The following is a 14,537-nucleotide window of genomic DNA, read 5'->3' as shown; positions in this document are numbered from 1 at the left end:
TTGGCCCGTTGCCAGCCGGTGCCGCAAAAAGCTGGCCTGCACGGTGCCGCCGACGGCCCGACCTGAAGCTATGAGCTGGGGCCGACCGGCCAGGAAAGCCGGGCGGTCGAAGGCAGCTGTCGGCAGGTCTTAGCGGTCCACGATGTCGAGGACACCGTCGTCGTACGGCTCGTACATCGGCGAGCCACCGCCCGCGGGGGCCGGGGTATCGGAGTGCGCCCCGCAGCCGTACTCGATATCGACGACGTGCCCGTCGGCCGCCATCTCGTTGCCGCAGACCCCGAACATCGCCCCCAGCGATCCGGCCAGCGGCAAGAAAAACCCGCAGGTGCGGCAGACCCGCATGGAGGCCTGCGCCATCGGCGACCGTGGACCGTACTCACCGTTGTGCCAGCGTTGGGCCGCCTGCGCGCGGCCCCAGGCGCTCATCACCCGGCGCCGCCCCAGCCCGATCTCGGCGGCGGTGTCATCAACCTGGGGATCCCCGCTGGCGGTGTAACCCGGAACCAGCCGGGGATCCTCGGGTGGCGGCGCGAGCAGGTCTCCGGGGCCCAAATCCCCCGGCCGGACCCGCCGCTCCCACGGCACCCAATCCGGGGCCAACAGTGCGGTGGGACCGGGCAGCAAGACCACTTCGCTGATCGTGGCGTGGTCGGCACCCGGATAGGCCGCCACCACCACCGCCCACTGCCATCCCCGATAGCCCGGCAGATGGGCCAGGAACCGGTGGGTGGCGGCGACCGGATCTTCGTAGCTGACCCCCAGATAGTCACCGACCGTCTCGGGGCCGCTGAACTCCTCGACGGCCGCCCTGGCCTGGGCGACCGCGCCGGTGAGCACTGCCGCAAGCCCCTCCGGCCACTCCGCGGCAGTCGGCGCAGGGGATTGTTCGGTGGGACTGGTCACGACGTTCCTTCTTTCCGCGTCAACGTCAATACTGCCGGATGACCAAGCCGGCGAGCCACACCCTGGCGCCTGCGGACCCGGGCGGTCGACATGGGGGAGAATGAACGCGTGACTGGGCGGCGCCGTGATTCCCGGGGCCGGCTGGCGTCCCCATCGGGGCGCCGCGGCGGCGGCCAACCGCTCGGCGAGCACCCGGGTATGGTCAACGACCCGCCCACCGTCGCCGAGGATCCCGCGGGCTATCCGCGATTGCGCCGCCCGCCGCCGATGCCCAGCGCCAATCGCTACCTTCCCCCGTTGCACCGCCGGGCCGAACCGGCCGACCGCCGGCAGCCGCCGCCTTCCGGCCCCGCCGAGCGCAGCACCGTCGCCCGGGCCGCCGCGCAGCGCGGCCGCGAAATGGGGTCGCGGATGTACTGGCTGGTCCAGAAGGCCGCCACCGCCGACGGTGCCGACAAATCCGGGCTGACGGCGCTGACCTGGCCGGTGGTGGCAAATTTTGCGGTGGACTCGGCGATGGCGGTGGCGCTGGCCAACACGCTATTCTTTGCTGCAGCCACCGCAGAGAGCAAAGACCGGGTCGCGTTGTACCTCGCGATCACGATCGCGCCGTTCGCGGTGATCGCCCCGTTGATCGGGCCGGCTCTGGACCGGCTGCAGCACGGTCGCCGGGTGGCGCTGGCGATGTCGTTCGGGCTGCGAACCGTGCTGGCGCTGACGCTGATTGTGAACTACGACGGGGCCAGCGGCAGCTTTCCGCCGTGGGTGCTCTACCCGTGCGCGCTGGCCATGATGGTGCTCTCGAAGTCGTTTTCGGTGCTGCGCAGCGCGGTGACACCGCGGGTGATGCCGCCAACGATCGACTTGGTACGCGTCAACTCTCGACTGACGGTGTTCGGACTGCTCGGCGGCACCGTCGTCGGCGGTGCGCTGGCCTCCGGGGTGGAGTTCGTGGGCACCCATTTGTTCGCGCTGCCCGGGGCCCTGTTGGTCATCGTGGTGGTCAGCATCGCCGGGGCCTGGCTGTCGATGCGGATTCCCCGCTGGGTTGAGGTGACCGCGGGCGAGGTGCCGACCACTTTGAGCTATCGGCGGCGCACCGACCGGCCGCGCCGCAGTTGGCCGGAAGACGTCAAGCGGGTAACGGGAGTTCGACAACCGCTGGGCCGCAACATCATTACCGCATTGTGGGGAAACGCGACCATCAAAGTAATGGTCGGTTTCCTGTTTTTGTACCCGGCGTTCGTCGCCAAGGCACACGACAGCAGCGGATGGGTGCAGCTCGGCATGCTGAGCCTCATTGGCGCCGCCGCGGCGATCGGTAATTTCGCCGGCAATTTCACCAGCGCACGGCTGCGGCTGGGCAGACCCACGGTGCTGGTGGTGCGCTGCACCGTCGCGGTCACCGCGGCCGCGCTGGCGGTCGCGGTGACCGGGAGCTGGTTGGTGGCCGCTGCCGCCACGCTGGTCACCTCCGGGTCGAGCGCCATCGCGAAGGCCTCGTTGGACGCCACGCTGCAGGATGATCTGCCCGAGCGGTCACGTGCGTCGGCGTTCGGGCGGTCGGAGTCGACCTTGCAGCTGGCCTGGGTGCTTGGCGGCGCGCTGGGCGTGCTGGTGTACACCGAGCTGTGGATCGGCTTCACCGTGGTCACCGCGCTGTTGATCCTGGGCCTGGCGCAGACGATCGTCAGCTTCCACGGCGACTCGTTGATTCCGGGCTTGGGCGGCAACCGACCGGTTCTCGTCGAACGGCAAGGGGGACCCCGGGGCACCGGCTCGGCGCCGACATGGCAGTGAGCCGGGTGTTCGCGTGGCGCGCCCCGTTAGACCCGTATGCCGCGTAAGGTGATCGCCGTGGCTGAGACTCTGGATGCCGGGGCGATCCTCGCAGACGTTCTGACCGAGCACGGCCCGTTGCACGAGGACGATCTCGTGCATCGGCTACAGGAGCGCGGTGTCCACAACCCGGATGCCATACTGGACCAGCTTCTCGACGAAATCGGTTGTCCGGCAAGCCAGTTGGTTGATGACCGGTGGGTATGGCTGCCGGCGGTGCTGGCCGGGCGGGTGTTCACCCACCGGCTTAGCGCCGACGAGGTCACGCACGACCTGCTCACCGTGACCCCGGACCTGGAGCCCATCATCGCGCTCTGCGGGCACGAGCGGTACCGGCGGCTCGCCGACGGGTCGCCCGCGCTGGTCGTGCTGGGCGGCTTCGACGCCGAGCTCCTCGAGCGGCGGGGTGTCCCGGCGGAGGTGGTCGGACTGAACGGGGCGCTGCTTTTGGCGCCGGGAACGCTGGCCGCGTTGGGGGCGGTCGAGGGGGATCTGGTCGGGGTGCGGCCGACCGATCTGGGACTGTCGATCGATCGGGTCACCGCGACCGCGCAAACTCCCACGCTGGGCGCGCGGCTGGGCGCGATATGCGCCGCCGAGGAGCCGGTGCACTTCGACGCGGCGGTGTGGACGGCGTGCGCCGAGGACCCGGCGGTGTTCACCGAGCCGCTGGCGCCGCTGAGCGAGCTCGTCGACGAGCACGGTCTGGCGCATTACGGCGAGTGGCTCGCGCCCGGTGGTTTCGATTTCGCCCGTTGGCGTTTCGAGCGCGGGTGCGCCACACTCGCCGAGCGCCACGCTCTGCGGCCCGACGACGCGTTCGCGCTGTACACGCTGCTCAAAGTGTATGACCAGATGTCGCTGCTGCTGATGGCGGCGGCCGACGCGCAGGAGCCGCCGGAGGACCCGACCACGACTGCCGAGCCCGCGGAACCACGAGCGACCGACAGCCTCCTCGATCTGGTGGGCACGTTGGGGGCCGTGCTCGCCGATCCGCGACTGGCTGAGCTGCTGGTCGCCGAGACCGTCGGCGCCGGCCGCGCGGGGGCGGGCGCGCTGGGCCTCTTGGCCGAGGCGCTGGAACCCCGGGTGCCGCGCCCGGCGCGGGTGGCGTGTCGCTGGCTGCGGGCGGTGGCCCTGGAGCGGGTCGGCGATCTCGAGGCGGCCGAACGCGACCTGCTGGCGGCCGAGTCGATGGATCCGGGCTGGCCGCTGCCGTTGCTCGACCTGGCCCGCATCGCCTCCGACCGCGGCGACGCCGAGCGGGGGCTGGCCTTGCTGCGCCGCGCCGGCGCCGAGCCGGACCATCCGCTCGCGGAGTTGCTGGCGCGGCACCGCAGCGAGCCGCGCCACGACCTCGGCCGAAACCAGCCCTGCTGGTGCGGCTCTGGTCGCAAATACAAAAAGTGCCATCTCGGGCGCGAGCGGTTGCCGCTGGCCGAGCGCGCGGGCTGGTTGTACGGCAAGGCCATCCAGCACGCGCTGCTCGGCGATCGCAACGGCCTGCTGCTCGAGGCGGGCTACGAGCGCTGCCGGTACACCGACGATAGCCCCGACGCGTTGGCGACGGCGCTGGGTGACCCGCTGGTGATCGACACGGTGTTGTTCGAGGGCGGGGCGTTCGCGGAGTTCGTGGCGGCCCGCGGGTCGCTGTTGCCCGACGACGAGCGGCTGCTGGCCGAGCAGTGGCTACTGGTGGAGCGCTCGGTGTTCGAGGTCGAGCGGGTGCAGCCCGGTCAGGGGGTCACGGTGCGTGACGTGCGCACCGGCGACCGGCACGAGGTGCGGGAACGGGTGGGCAGCCGTCATCTTCGCCCGCGGCAGCTGATCTGCACCCGCGTGCTGCCCGTCGGGGACGGCAAGCAGTTCTTCGGCGGGCTGGAACCGGTCGCGCTGCACGAGCGCGATCCGCTGATCGAGCTGCTCGACACCGGAGCTGACGCGGTGACGCTGGTAGCGCAGCTGAGCCGGCGGTTCGCACCACCGGGGCTTGCCAACACCGAGGGCGACCCGCTGACGATCTGCGAGGCCAGAGTGCGTCCCGGCGACCCGGAGGGGATTACGGCCGTCCTGGACGACACCTACGACCGTGTCGAGGGCGAGGAGCCGCCGTGCTGGTTCGAGCACGTCACCACCCAGGGCATGCAGCGTATCCGGGCGACCCTGGTGCTCGACGGCGACACGCTGCGGGTGGAGACCAACAGTGAGAAGCGCATGGACCGGGTGCTGAGCACACTGGCACGGCTAGACCCCGCGATGACGGTGCTCGCCGATACCCGCCACCCGCTGCGCAACACCCGCGAGGCCGCTGAGCTGGCACGGCAGCTGCCGATCACCGGCGGGCAGGCCCTCGACCCGGAGGACCCCGAGATAGCCGCGGCCCTCGACGAATTCATCCGCGACTACGAGGCCAAATGGCTCGACGAGCCCATCCCCGCGCTGGCCGGGCACACCCCGCGACAGGCCGCCGACGACCCCACCCGCCGCGCCGACCTGATCAGGCTCCTGGACACCTTTCCCGCCGGTGAGGCCGCCCGCGGCGGCATGGACGCCGACCGGCTGCGGGACGCGCTCGGCCTGCGGTAACACCGATCGGGCAACCACCCGGGACTGTTGAATCACGTCAAGATGCGCGCGAGGTCTGATTCGTTGCCTCATCTGCGGATGCGCGCGTAGGGAGGGTGTTCACAGGCGCCTTCGCCTTGGGTCCGGCCTTGCTGGTGGTGATCGCCAACAGCTCGGTTGTCAGGGCCTGGATGTGGCGCTGCACAGCGGCGGGGTTGATCCCGGCGTAGGTGTCGGCCAGGATCGCCTTGTCCTCGACTGAGACGGCTGCGTGGTGTTCGGCGCGGCGGTGCGGGGTGGTCGCGGTGTCGTATTTCTTCGTGACCTTGGCGCCGTGACGGACCTTGGACACGAGCTTTTGCTGCGGGTAGAAGTAGTTGGTCAACTGTGACTGCAATACCCAGATCTTGTTGAGCAGCAACAGTTCTGCCGGTGTGTCGTAGCGATGGTAGCCGACCACAATGCGCACAATCGCCCAGTTCTTCTGCTCGACGTGGCAGCCGTCGTTGGAGTTGCCCGGCCGCGACCGGGTGAACGTGATCTTGCGCTGCTCGCACCAGTCCAGCAGGTGGTAATTGATGAACTCAGACCCGTTGTCACTGTCTACGCCCAGGATCGGGAACGGCATCGCCTTCGCGACGTCGTCCAAGGCTTCCAGCACCCATTTGCGGGCCTTGTTGCGCACGCTGCGCTGCTCGGTCCAGCCGGTGGCGATGTCGGTGACCGTCAGTGTCCAGGCGTGCTCACCAGCGGCATTGCCGCCATCGTGGGCGACCAGGTCGATCTCAACGAACCCGGGCACCGCATCGTCCCAGTCTGCCCAGGTCCGGATCGGGATCTGGGACTTGAGCAACGACCCGGGCTTGGTGCGGCTGCGGCCCTTGAGTTGATGTTTTTTGCGTTCGGGGGCCAGCCGGCGGTCGATGGTGGCCGCCGACATCGCCACCAGCAGTGTCGCGGTGTCGTCATCTATGACCAACTCACCGAACCGGCGCAGCCGATCCACCAACTCGGCCAGGATCGGCGCCAACCGCTTGCCAGCCGGCATGCCCAGTGTTGCCCAGCAGAAGATCAGTGCCGCAATGACTTTCGGACCGTACTTCGGCGGGCGAGGCGCCCGGGTCTTGACCACTTTTGGGCGCAGCGCGTCCTTGAGTGCTTTGCGGGCGTGGTTGCGATGCCACCCAGTGGTGGCGCACAGCTCGTCAAGAATCCGGCCCTTGCCGGCCTTGTCCGCCCGCGCGTAGCGGGCCGCGATCGTCCTCGTCACTGCCTTGCGTTGACTCATTGTCAGCCCCATCACCCGGGCCTAACCAGCGAGGCATCAGCTGCCGGGTAGGCGCGCCGCACGCGCGCATTCTCAGATGAGGCAACGATCCCCTCTACGCGCGCATCTTTGATGAGTCAACGCGCCGGGTGGCGCTCGGTAAGGTTCGCGGTGTAGCATCCCGCTCCGTCCATTGTGAGCGATGCGGAAACCGGTGAGATTCCGGTGCGGTCGCGCCACTGTGTCCGGCACCGCCGATACGATCTCGACGGTCGTCGGGAGCCAGACCCGAGCTCACACCACCCACGATGGGGACGCGTCATCCCCGAAGGGACGGTGCGGGTGACGCCCGAATCGCATTCGGTTGACCTGTCCCCGGCGGGAGTGTTCTGCCGTCATATCAGATCCTGGAACCGGCGTGACCTCCTGGACGTCGCGGTGCTGGCAGCAGCGATCGGGCTGCTGCACCTGGTGGGGTTCGGGGCGTTGGTGTTGATCGTCGCGCCGCATCGCTATCAGGTGGGTACGCAGGTGTTCGGAATCGGGCTGGGTGTTACCGCCTACACGTTCGGATTGCGGCACGCTATCGACGTCGATCACATCGCCGCCATCGACAATACCACCCGAAAGCTGACTGCCGATGCCAAAAAGCCGAAGGCCGTGGGCTTTTGGTTTGCCATGGGCCACTCGATGATGGTGCTGGCGCTGGCGGTGCTGGTGTCCGCCGGAACGAAAGCCGCCGGCGTGCTGCTCACTGACGACTCGTCTGCCCGCCGCACTCTGGGAGTGGCCGGCACGCTGGCGTCGGGCGGCTTTCTGTATCTGATCGGCATCATCAATGCCGTTTCGCTGATCGGGATCTGGCGCGTCTTGCACGCGATGCGCCGCGGCCAATTCGACGAGCGAGAGTTGGAAGACCACCTGAACAACCGTGGGTTTCTGGGCCGTATCTTGCGGCCCATCATGAAACGCATCACCCGCCCGGTGCAGATGTTTCCGGTCGGCGCGCTGTTCGGCCTGGGCTTTGATACTGCCACCGAGGTGGCGCTGTTCGCCTTGGCCGGCACCGGAGCCGCCGCCGGCCTGCCCTGGTACGCCGTGCTCACCCTGCCGATTGTGTTCGCCGCGGGGATGAGCCTGATGGACACCGCCGACGGGCTGTTGATGACTCTGGCTTACGACTGGGCGTTCGCCCACCCGGCCCGCAAGATCTTCTACAACCTGGCCATCACCGGCTTATCGGTCGCAATCGCACTGCTCATCGGCACTATCGAACTGGTCAGCGTGCTGCACGACAACTTGGGCTGGGTCAATCCGGCAACCGACTGGATCAGCGCGCTCAGCCTCAATAACGTCGGGTTTATCGTCGTCGGTCTGTTCGTCGCAACCTGGGCGTGCGCCATCGCCTACTGGCGACTTACCGATTCCCAGCACCGCTGGCAGACAAACCCATCCGGGGAAACCGGCCAATAAAGCGGGTCGCTAGTTGCACGCTGGCGGCCACCCGCGGTGACCGGCGGGCACCCGTTCGGCCTCAAGTGGTGGTCCGGGAGGCGATCCGTCGCCGAAAGGCCTGCCGCCCAACACCTCCCGGCCGTGTGGGGTGAACCAGCCACCAAGCTCCGGGCCCTTCGGCACGATCCGGGTGGGATTGATGTCGGCGTGCACGATGTAGTAATGCTGCTTGATCTGGACAAAATCGACGGTGTCGCCGAATCCGGGCGTCTGGAACAGGTCGCGGGCGTAGGCCCACAGCACCGGCATCTCGGTGAGCTTGAATCGATTGCACTTGAAATGGCCGTGATACACCGCGTCGAAACGGACCAGTGTGGTGAACAGCCGGACATCGGCTTCAGTGATGGTGTCGCCCACCAGATATCGCCGGTCCGACAGGCGATCGCTCACCCAGTCCAGCGCGGCGAACAACCGGTCGTAGGCGGCGTCATAGGCCTGCTGCGAACCGGCGAAGCCGCAGCGGTATACGCCGTTGTTGATATCGGTGTAGACCCGGTTGTTCACCGCGTCGATCTCCGCGCGCAGCGGCTCGGGATACAACTGCGGAGCGCCGTCGCGATGATAGGCGGTCCATTGCGTGGAGAAGTCCAGCGTCATCTGGGCAAAGTCGTTCGTGACCACCTCGCCGGTGGGAATGTCCACGATCGCCGGGACGGTGATTCCTTTCGGATAGCCCGGAAAACGTTTGAAATAGGCGTCTTGCAGCCGCGGGATCTTCAGGACCGGGTCGACACCACCCGGATCGAGATCGAAGGTCCAGCTGCGCTCGTCGTGGGTCGGGCCGCAAAACCCGATGGACAGCACGTCCTCCAGCCCCAGCAAGCGCCGCACGATGATCGCGCGATTGGCCCACGGGCAGGCCCGGGCGACGACGAGCCGGTAGCGACCGGGCTCGACGGGATAGCCGTCCCGCCCGTCTGCGGTGATGCGGGTGGTGATGTAGTCGGTGTCGCGGGTGAACTCGCCCGCCTCGGAGACATAGGTTCCCATGCCGTTATGGTGCCCTGATAGTGCCCGGTTGAGGATGCGGCGATCGCACGGGCGCGCCGCACACCCGAGCGCCTTTCGGCGCAACCGGTGGGATTGATTGAGCCGCGCCGACGGATCAGGGCTGTGCTTGCGGCACCCCCAGGAACCGCCGCGCCACATTGGCTTGGGTGGAAGGCCCCGGTTCCCACGACGCGATCCAGGGCCCGGTGCCCTCGGACTGATCGAGTATCCCCTCTTCCAGCCAGGTGTAGCGACCCGCCAGCACACCGTGTGCCAGCCGCGCGTCGGTGCTGTCGGTGTTGGCCCACAACGCATGAAACAGTGCCTCGACCCGCAAGCTGGCCTGCCGACAGAACGCGTCGGCCAGGTCGTAGGCCTGTTCACCCTCAACCGGATCCGCTGCCCGTTGGGCCTCGGCCCGCACGCACACCGCTGACATGGCAAACAGCTCCGCACCGATGTCCACGATGCGCCCGAGGAACCCCTGCTTTTGCTCCAGCCCGGCCTGCCAGCGGGCCATCCCGTAGAAGGTGTTACGCGCCAGCTTGCGTGCGGAGCGTTCGACAAACCGCAGATGGCTCGCCAATCTGCCGAACTCACGGTAGGAGGTGGGCCGTTGTCCTTCGCCAAAGGCCAGCTGCGGCAACCATTTTGCATAGAACCCGCTGGCGCCCACCGCCGCTTTGGCCTTGCGCCGCAAGTCGGCTTTGGGGTTGGCGAGTTCCCCCGCGGCACTCAGGTGGGCATCGACCGCCTCACGCGCGATCAGCAACCGCATGATCTCGCTGGAGCCTTCGAAGATGCGGTTGATGCGCAAGTCGCGCACCGCCTGCTCGGCCGGCACGGCCCGCTCCCCGCGTGCGGCCAGCGACGCGGCGGTCTCATACCCGCGGCCGCCGCGGATCTGCACCAGCTCGTCCGCGATGACGCAGGCCATCTCGCTGGACCACAATTTCGCCAGGGCCGCTTCGATGCGAATGTCGTTGCGGCCCTCGTCGGCCATCTGGCCGGAGAGCTCCAGCACCGCTTCCAGCGCGTAACAGGTGGCGGCGATAAACGCAATCTTGCCGGCGATCGCGGCGTGTTCGCCGATCGGCTTTCCCCACTGGACCCGTTCTCGAGACCATTCCCGAGCTATTTTCAGCGACCACTTGCCCGCTCCGGCGGCCATCGCGGGAATGGCCAGCCGGCCGGCGTTGAGTGTGGTCAGCGCGATCTTGAGACCGTCGCCTTCCCGGCCGATCAGGTTTTCCCGGGGAACGCGAACCTTATGCAGCCGCGTCACGCCGTTTTCGATCCCGCGCAGTCCCATGAACTGGTTGCGCCGCTCCACGGTGATCCCGGGTGAATCCGCTTCGACGACAAAAGCGCTGATGCCGCCCCGGTGCCCAGCCCCGCTGGGCACCCGGGCCATGACCACCAGCAGGTCGGCGACCACACCGTTGGTGGTCCACAACTTCACGCCGTCGAGTTCATAGGCAGCCCCGTCGTCCACCGGTGTCGCCGTCGACGCCAGGCGCGCCGGATCCGAACCCACGTCCGGTTCGGTGAGCAAAAACGCCGAGATCGCCCCGGCAGCGCATCGCGGCAAGAATTTCCGCTTCTGCTCTTCGGTTCCCGCAAGTTTGAGCGGCTCCGGCACCCCGATCGACTGGTGCGCCGACAGCAGGGCACCGAGGCTGGGATGCACGGTCGAAACCATCATCAGCGCGCGGTTGTAGGCGACTTGCGACATGTTCAGGCCGCCGTACTCGGCGGGAATTTTCAGCCCGAAGCACCCCAGTTCGGCAAAGCCTTTGACGTATTCGTCGGGAATCCGGGCATCACGCTCGATGACACCGCCGTCGAGCGTCTCGAGGAATTCCCGCAGCTTGCCCAGAAACTCCCTGGTACGGGCGGCCTCGTGATCAGACGGCCGGGGAAACGGGTGAATTAACTCCAGCCGAAAACGACCCAGAAACAGCTCCTTGGCGAAGGAAGGCTTGTCCCAACCGGCTTCGCGTGATTCCTCGGCTAGCGCCCTCGCCTGCTCCGCGGTGACGTGTGCGTGTTGTGCCATCGGGACACTCCCTGGTGTTAGCCGACCCGGTGCCTCTTAGCCGAGGCTTCAGCTCCCAGTCTGCTCGCTGTGGACGCCCCGGCGCAGCGGGATGATCGAGTGGCGGACCGGCCGTTGGGCGGCACGCGGGCCGTCAGCCATCAAGCTCACGGGCGACCGCCCTGACCACCTCGGAAACCCGCCTGGCCGTTTTTCGATCGGGGTAGCGGCCCTTGCGCAGTTCGGGCTGCACCGCGCTCTCTAAGAGCTTGATCATGTCCTCGACCATGCCGTGCAGCTCATCGGGGGTGTGCCGGTGTTCGGCGTGGCCCTCACGACGCGCCCGGGCAAGGCTGGGCGGCGGCTCGATCAGCTTGACACTCAACGCCTGCGGGCCGCGGCGACCGGTAGCCACGCCGAATTCGACGCGCTGCCCCGCTTTCAGCCCCTCCACGCCTGGCGGTAACGCCGAAGACCGGATGTAGACGTCTTCGCCGTCCTCTTGGGATAGGAAGCCAAACCCCTTCTCCGGGTCGTACCACTTCACCTTGCCGGTCGGCACTGGTCTCTCACCTGCTTGTCTGACGGACCACTGGGGCGGACAACACAAGAAGGACGCGCCCCACCTGTCAGGACGCGATACCGCTGATCCTACCCGGATGGCGGCCCGCCGAGCACCGTTCTGTGGAGTCGCTAGGCTGACAATACTGCTGGAGGAGATATGCGCCTGATCCTAAACGCCGGTCGGCGGGTTTGCGGCGGTCCCGGGGTGGTCATCGGCTGCCAGCGCAGGGCGCGGGTCTGCTCCCGGCTCGCCATCACCGTCCCGGCCGGGGCCGGTGCCTTGCGCCCGGCGCGATCCGCGCGATGGGCAGCCCGGCCGACGCCCCGGGCAACGCGCATCGCCCGCGGTACCCCCCCTTCCCCCTGCGAATGGATGCGCCCATGACACCGATTGCCCTGGGCCTGCCGACGATACGCCGCCGCCACGACGACGCCGCCGCGCCCGGCGCCGGGCCGCTGGTAGACACCTTCGGACGGATCGCCACCGACCTGCGGGTGTCGCTGACCGACCGGTGCAACCTGCGATGCCGCTACTGCATGCCCGCGGAAGGCCTGGCGTGGCTGCCCGGCGACCAGCTGCTGCGGCCTGACGAGCTGGCCCGGCTGTTACACATCGCCGTCAGCCGGCTCGGCATCACCAGCGTGCGGTTCACCGGCGGTGAGCCGTTGCTGGCCCGCCACCTCGAAGAACTGGTCGCGGTAGCCGCGAGCCTGCGGCCGCGTCCGGAAATCTCGCTGACCACCAACGGCCTGGGGCTGGAGCGCCGGGCAGCCGCCCTGGCCGAGGCGGGCCTGGACCGGGTCAACGTGTCGCTGGACACCGTGAGCCGCGAGCACTTCGCGGCCATCACCCGCCGAGACCGGCTTTCCGATGTGCTGGCGGGTTTGGCGGCCGCCAAGGCCGCCGGCCTGGAACCGGTCAAGGTGAACGCGGTGCTCGACCCCGTCACCGGTCGGGAGGACGTCGTGCCGCTGTTGCGGTTCTGCCTTGAGCACGGCTACCAGTTGCGGATCATCGAGCAGATGCCGCTGGACGCCGGTCACCAGTGGCGCCGGGCCGCGGTGCTGACCGCCGATGAGGTGCTGGCGGCGCTGCGCGGCCATTTCCGCCTCGAGCCGGACCCCGCGCCGCGCGGCTCGGCTCCCGCCCAGCTCTGGCTGGTCGATCCGGGCCCGGATGGGCCGGCCGGGAAAGTCGGTGTCGTCGCGTCGGTGTCGCAGGCGTTCTGCTCGGCCTGTGACCGCACCCGGTTGACGGCCGATGGCCAGATCCGCAGCTGCCTGTTCGCCACCGAAGAAACCGACCTTCGCGGGCTGTTGCGCGCCGGCGCCGACGACAACGCGATCGAAGCGGCATGGCGTGCCGCGATGTGGGGCAAACCCGCCGGGCACGGCATCAACGACCCCCACTTTGTCCAGCCCGACCGCCCGATGAGCGCGATCGGCGGTTGAGGTGGCCGACGACATCCGGGTCACCGTCCGCTACTTCGCGGCCGCGCGGGCGGCCGCCGGCACCGAGTCCGAAACGGTGACGCTGCGGCCCGGGGCCACGGTGGCCGAGCTGATCGACGCCCTCGGCCGCCGCAACGCCCGGCTGGCGACGGTGCTCACCCGATCTTCCTATCTCCGCGACGGCGTCGCCGTGCGTGACGACGCCGCCGCGTTGCGCTCCGACGACACCATCGATGTTCTGCCGCCCTTCGCCGGGGGCTGATGACGTGATCTTCATCACATAACGGAATGATCACGGATCGGCCACGATCTCTGCGAAGGATTGTGACCTGCGGCGATGACAGCCTTTCCTGGCCTTTTTGGCGGACGAGGGCGACCGCCACGCCGAACCCGCCACGACATGACGGAAAGCGTGTCGACCCGCTAGCCTCATGCCCGGCCCGCCACACCTATCGAGTGGCCGGCCGCCCGCGCCTACCTAGCCGGAGCCGATGGCTCTCCTCGCAGGCGCCGACCGAGAGGACTTTCCGACGTATGACCGGACGGCATCGCAAGCCCACCAAATCCTCTGTCCGTGTCGCCAAGGCCGCCGTCACCGGTGCGATGATCGGAGGCGGCAGTATCGCCCTGGCGGGCCAGGCATCGGCCGCGACCGACGGCGAATGGGATCAAGTGGCCCGCTGCGAATCCGGGGGGAACTGGTCGATCAACACCGGCAACGGCTATCAGGGTGGACTGCAGTTCACCCGAGGCACCTGGGCGGCCCACGGCGGCGGGGAGTTTGCGCCGGCGGCGAATATGGCCAGCCGCGAACAGCAGATTATCGTTGCCGAGCGGGTTTTGGCGACCCAGGGGCGCGGCGCGTGGCCGGCCTGCGGGGGCGTGCTGTCGGGCCCGACGCCGCGCAGGCTCCTCGCCGACCCACCGCCCGCGGACGTCCCGGTGGATGATCCCCCCGCCACCGGCGAGCCGGGGACGTGGGACGCCGCCGCATCCGATGACAAGCCGGTGGTTGCCGCCGCGCAGCCCGCGCCCCCCACCGCGGAGGCGCTGCCGGTGGAACTGGCCGTCGACGACGAATCGGCGCCCGCCGAACCCGTCGCGGCCGAGGAAGCGGCACCCTTCGAACCGGCCGCCGAGGGACCCGTCCTCGGGGAGGCCGCTTCCGACCCGGAGCCGGCGAGTGATCGCGGGGCCGTCGCCGAAGAAGTGAGCTGGGCCACCGCCGGTGACCCCGGCCCGTCGGATGCCCCCGGCTATCTGGAGCAGCTGTGGCAGGCGATTCGGGCCCAGGGTGTCAGCGGCAACGACACGCTCGCCGCACTGGCCCCACAACCGTCGGGTGCGCCCGCGGTGACTGCCGCAGCGGTGCGTTAGCCACGCCGATCTCGCCGCGCCGGG

Annotated in this window: 11 protein-coding genes and 1 riboswitch; of the genes, 6 read left to right on the top strand and 5 right to left on the bottom strand. The window is 68.6% G+C overall.

Features of this window, described 5'->3' with window-relative positions; all coding sequences use genetic code 11:
- Positions 1 to 129 precede the first annotated feature (129 nt).
- Positions 130 to 906 carry a DUF3027 domain-containing protein gene (locus tag QJR12_RS14430; RefSeq protein ID WP_300583587.1) on the bottom strand — a complete coding sequence of 259 codons (777 nt, stop codon included), beginning with the start codon at positions 904 to 906 and terminating at the stop codon, positions 130 to 132.
- A gap of 198 nt (positions 907 to 1,104) precedes the next feature.
- On the opposite strand from QJR12_RS14430, the gene QJR12_RS14425 reads away from it, so the two are divergent.
- Together QJR12_RS14425 and QJR12_RS14420 are read left to right on the top strand one after the other, a co-directional pair.
- Positions 1,105 to 2,706, top strand: a complete 1,602-nt coding sequence (locus QJR12_RS14425; protein WP_300583772.1) for an MFS transporter — start codon at positions 1,105 to 1,107, stop codon at positions 2,704 to 2,706.
- Positions 2,707 to 2,763: 57 nt separating this feature from the next.
- A complete protein-coding gene (locus tag QJR12_RS14420; RefSeq protein WP_300583583.1) occupies positions 2,764 to 5,331 on the top strand; it encodes an SEC-C domain-containing protein in 2,568 nt (855 codons plus the stop codon).
- A gap of 37 nt (positions 5,332 to 5,368) precedes the next feature.
- On the opposite strand, the gene QJR12_RS14415 is transcribed toward QJR12_RS14420, so the two are convergent.
- Complete coding sequence (locus QJR12_RS14415) at positions 5,369 to 6,610, bottom strand: transposase family protein (protein WP_300583580.1); 1,242 nt, start codon at positions 6,608 to 6,610, stop codon at positions 5,369 to 5,371.
- Positions 6,611 to 6,783: 173 nt separating this feature from the next.
- A riboswitch (cobalamin riboswitch) is annotated at positions 6,784 to 6,865 on the top strand.
- Between the two features lie 54 nt (positions 6,866 to 6,919).
- Here QJR12_RS14415 and QJR12_RS14410 point away from each other — a divergent pair.
- Entirely contained in the window at positions 6,920 to 8,050 is a 1,131-nt protein-coding gene (locus tag QJR12_RS14410; protein ID WP_300583577.1) for a HoxN/HupN/NixA family nickel/cobalt transporter, read from the top strand.
- A gap of 9 nt (positions 8,051 to 8,059) precedes the next feature.
- On the opposite strand, the gene QJR12_RS14405 is transcribed toward QJR12_RS14410, so the two are convergent.
- The 3 genes from QJR12_RS14405 to QJR12_RS14395 form a co-directional block, all read right to left on the bottom strand.
- Positions 8,060 to 9,082 (bottom strand): glutathione S-transferase C-terminal domain-containing protein, encoded by a 1,023-nt coding sequence (locus tag QJR12_RS14405; protein ID WP_300583575.1) that lies wholly within the window; start codon positions 9,080 to 9,082, stop codon positions 8,060 to 8,062.
- Between the two features lie 115 nt (positions 9,083 to 9,197).
- Positions 9,198 to 11,141, bottom strand: a complete 1,944-nt coding sequence (locus QJR12_RS14400) for an acyl-CoA dehydrogenase family protein (protein WP_300583572.1) — start codon at positions 11,139 to 11,141, stop codon at positions 9,198 to 9,200.
- A gap of 133 nt (positions 11,142 to 11,274) precedes the next feature.
- Positions 11,275 to 11,682: a cold-shock protein gene (locus QJR12_RS14395; RefSeq protein WP_300583569.1), complete on the bottom strand. Its 408-nt coding sequence runs from the start codon at positions 11,680 to 11,682 to the stop codon at positions 11,275 to 11,277.
- Between the two features lie 383 nt (positions 11,683 to 12,065).
- On the opposite strand from QJR12_RS14395, the gene moaA reads away from it, so the two are divergent.
- The 3 genes from moaA to QJR12_RS14380 all read left to right on the top strand — a co-directional run bounded on the left by moaA (position 12,066) and on the right by QJR12_RS14380 (position 14,513).
- The gene (gene moaA, locus QJR12_RS14390) at positions 12,066 to 13,136 is read left to right on the top strand and encodes a GTP 3',8-cyclase MoaA (RefSeq protein WP_300583566.1); all 1,071 of its coding nucleotides are present in this window, start codon (positions 12,066 to 12,068) and stop codon (positions 13,134 to 13,136) included.
- A 1-nt stretch (position 13,137) separates the two neighbouring features.
- Entirely contained in the window at positions 13,138 to 13,398 is a 261-nt protein-coding gene (locus QJR12_RS14385; RefSeq protein ID WP_300583563.1) for a MoaD/ThiS family protein, read from the top strand.
- Between the two features lie 272 nt (positions 13,399 to 13,670).
- Entirely contained in the window at positions 13,671 to 14,513 is an 843-nt protein-coding gene (locus tag QJR12_RS14380; protein WP_300583560.1) for a transglycosylase family protein, read from the top strand.
- The last annotated feature ends 24 nt before the right edge of the window (positions 14,514 to 14,537 follow it).

The organism is Mycobacterium sp., assembly GCF_029961025.1.
Lineage (GTDB): Bacteria > Actinomycetota > Actinomycetes > Mycobacteriales > Mycobacteriaceae > Mycobacterium.
The sequence above is the reverse complement of the archived record's forward strand: the minus strand, read 5'-3'. Positions and strand labels throughout refer to the sequence as shown.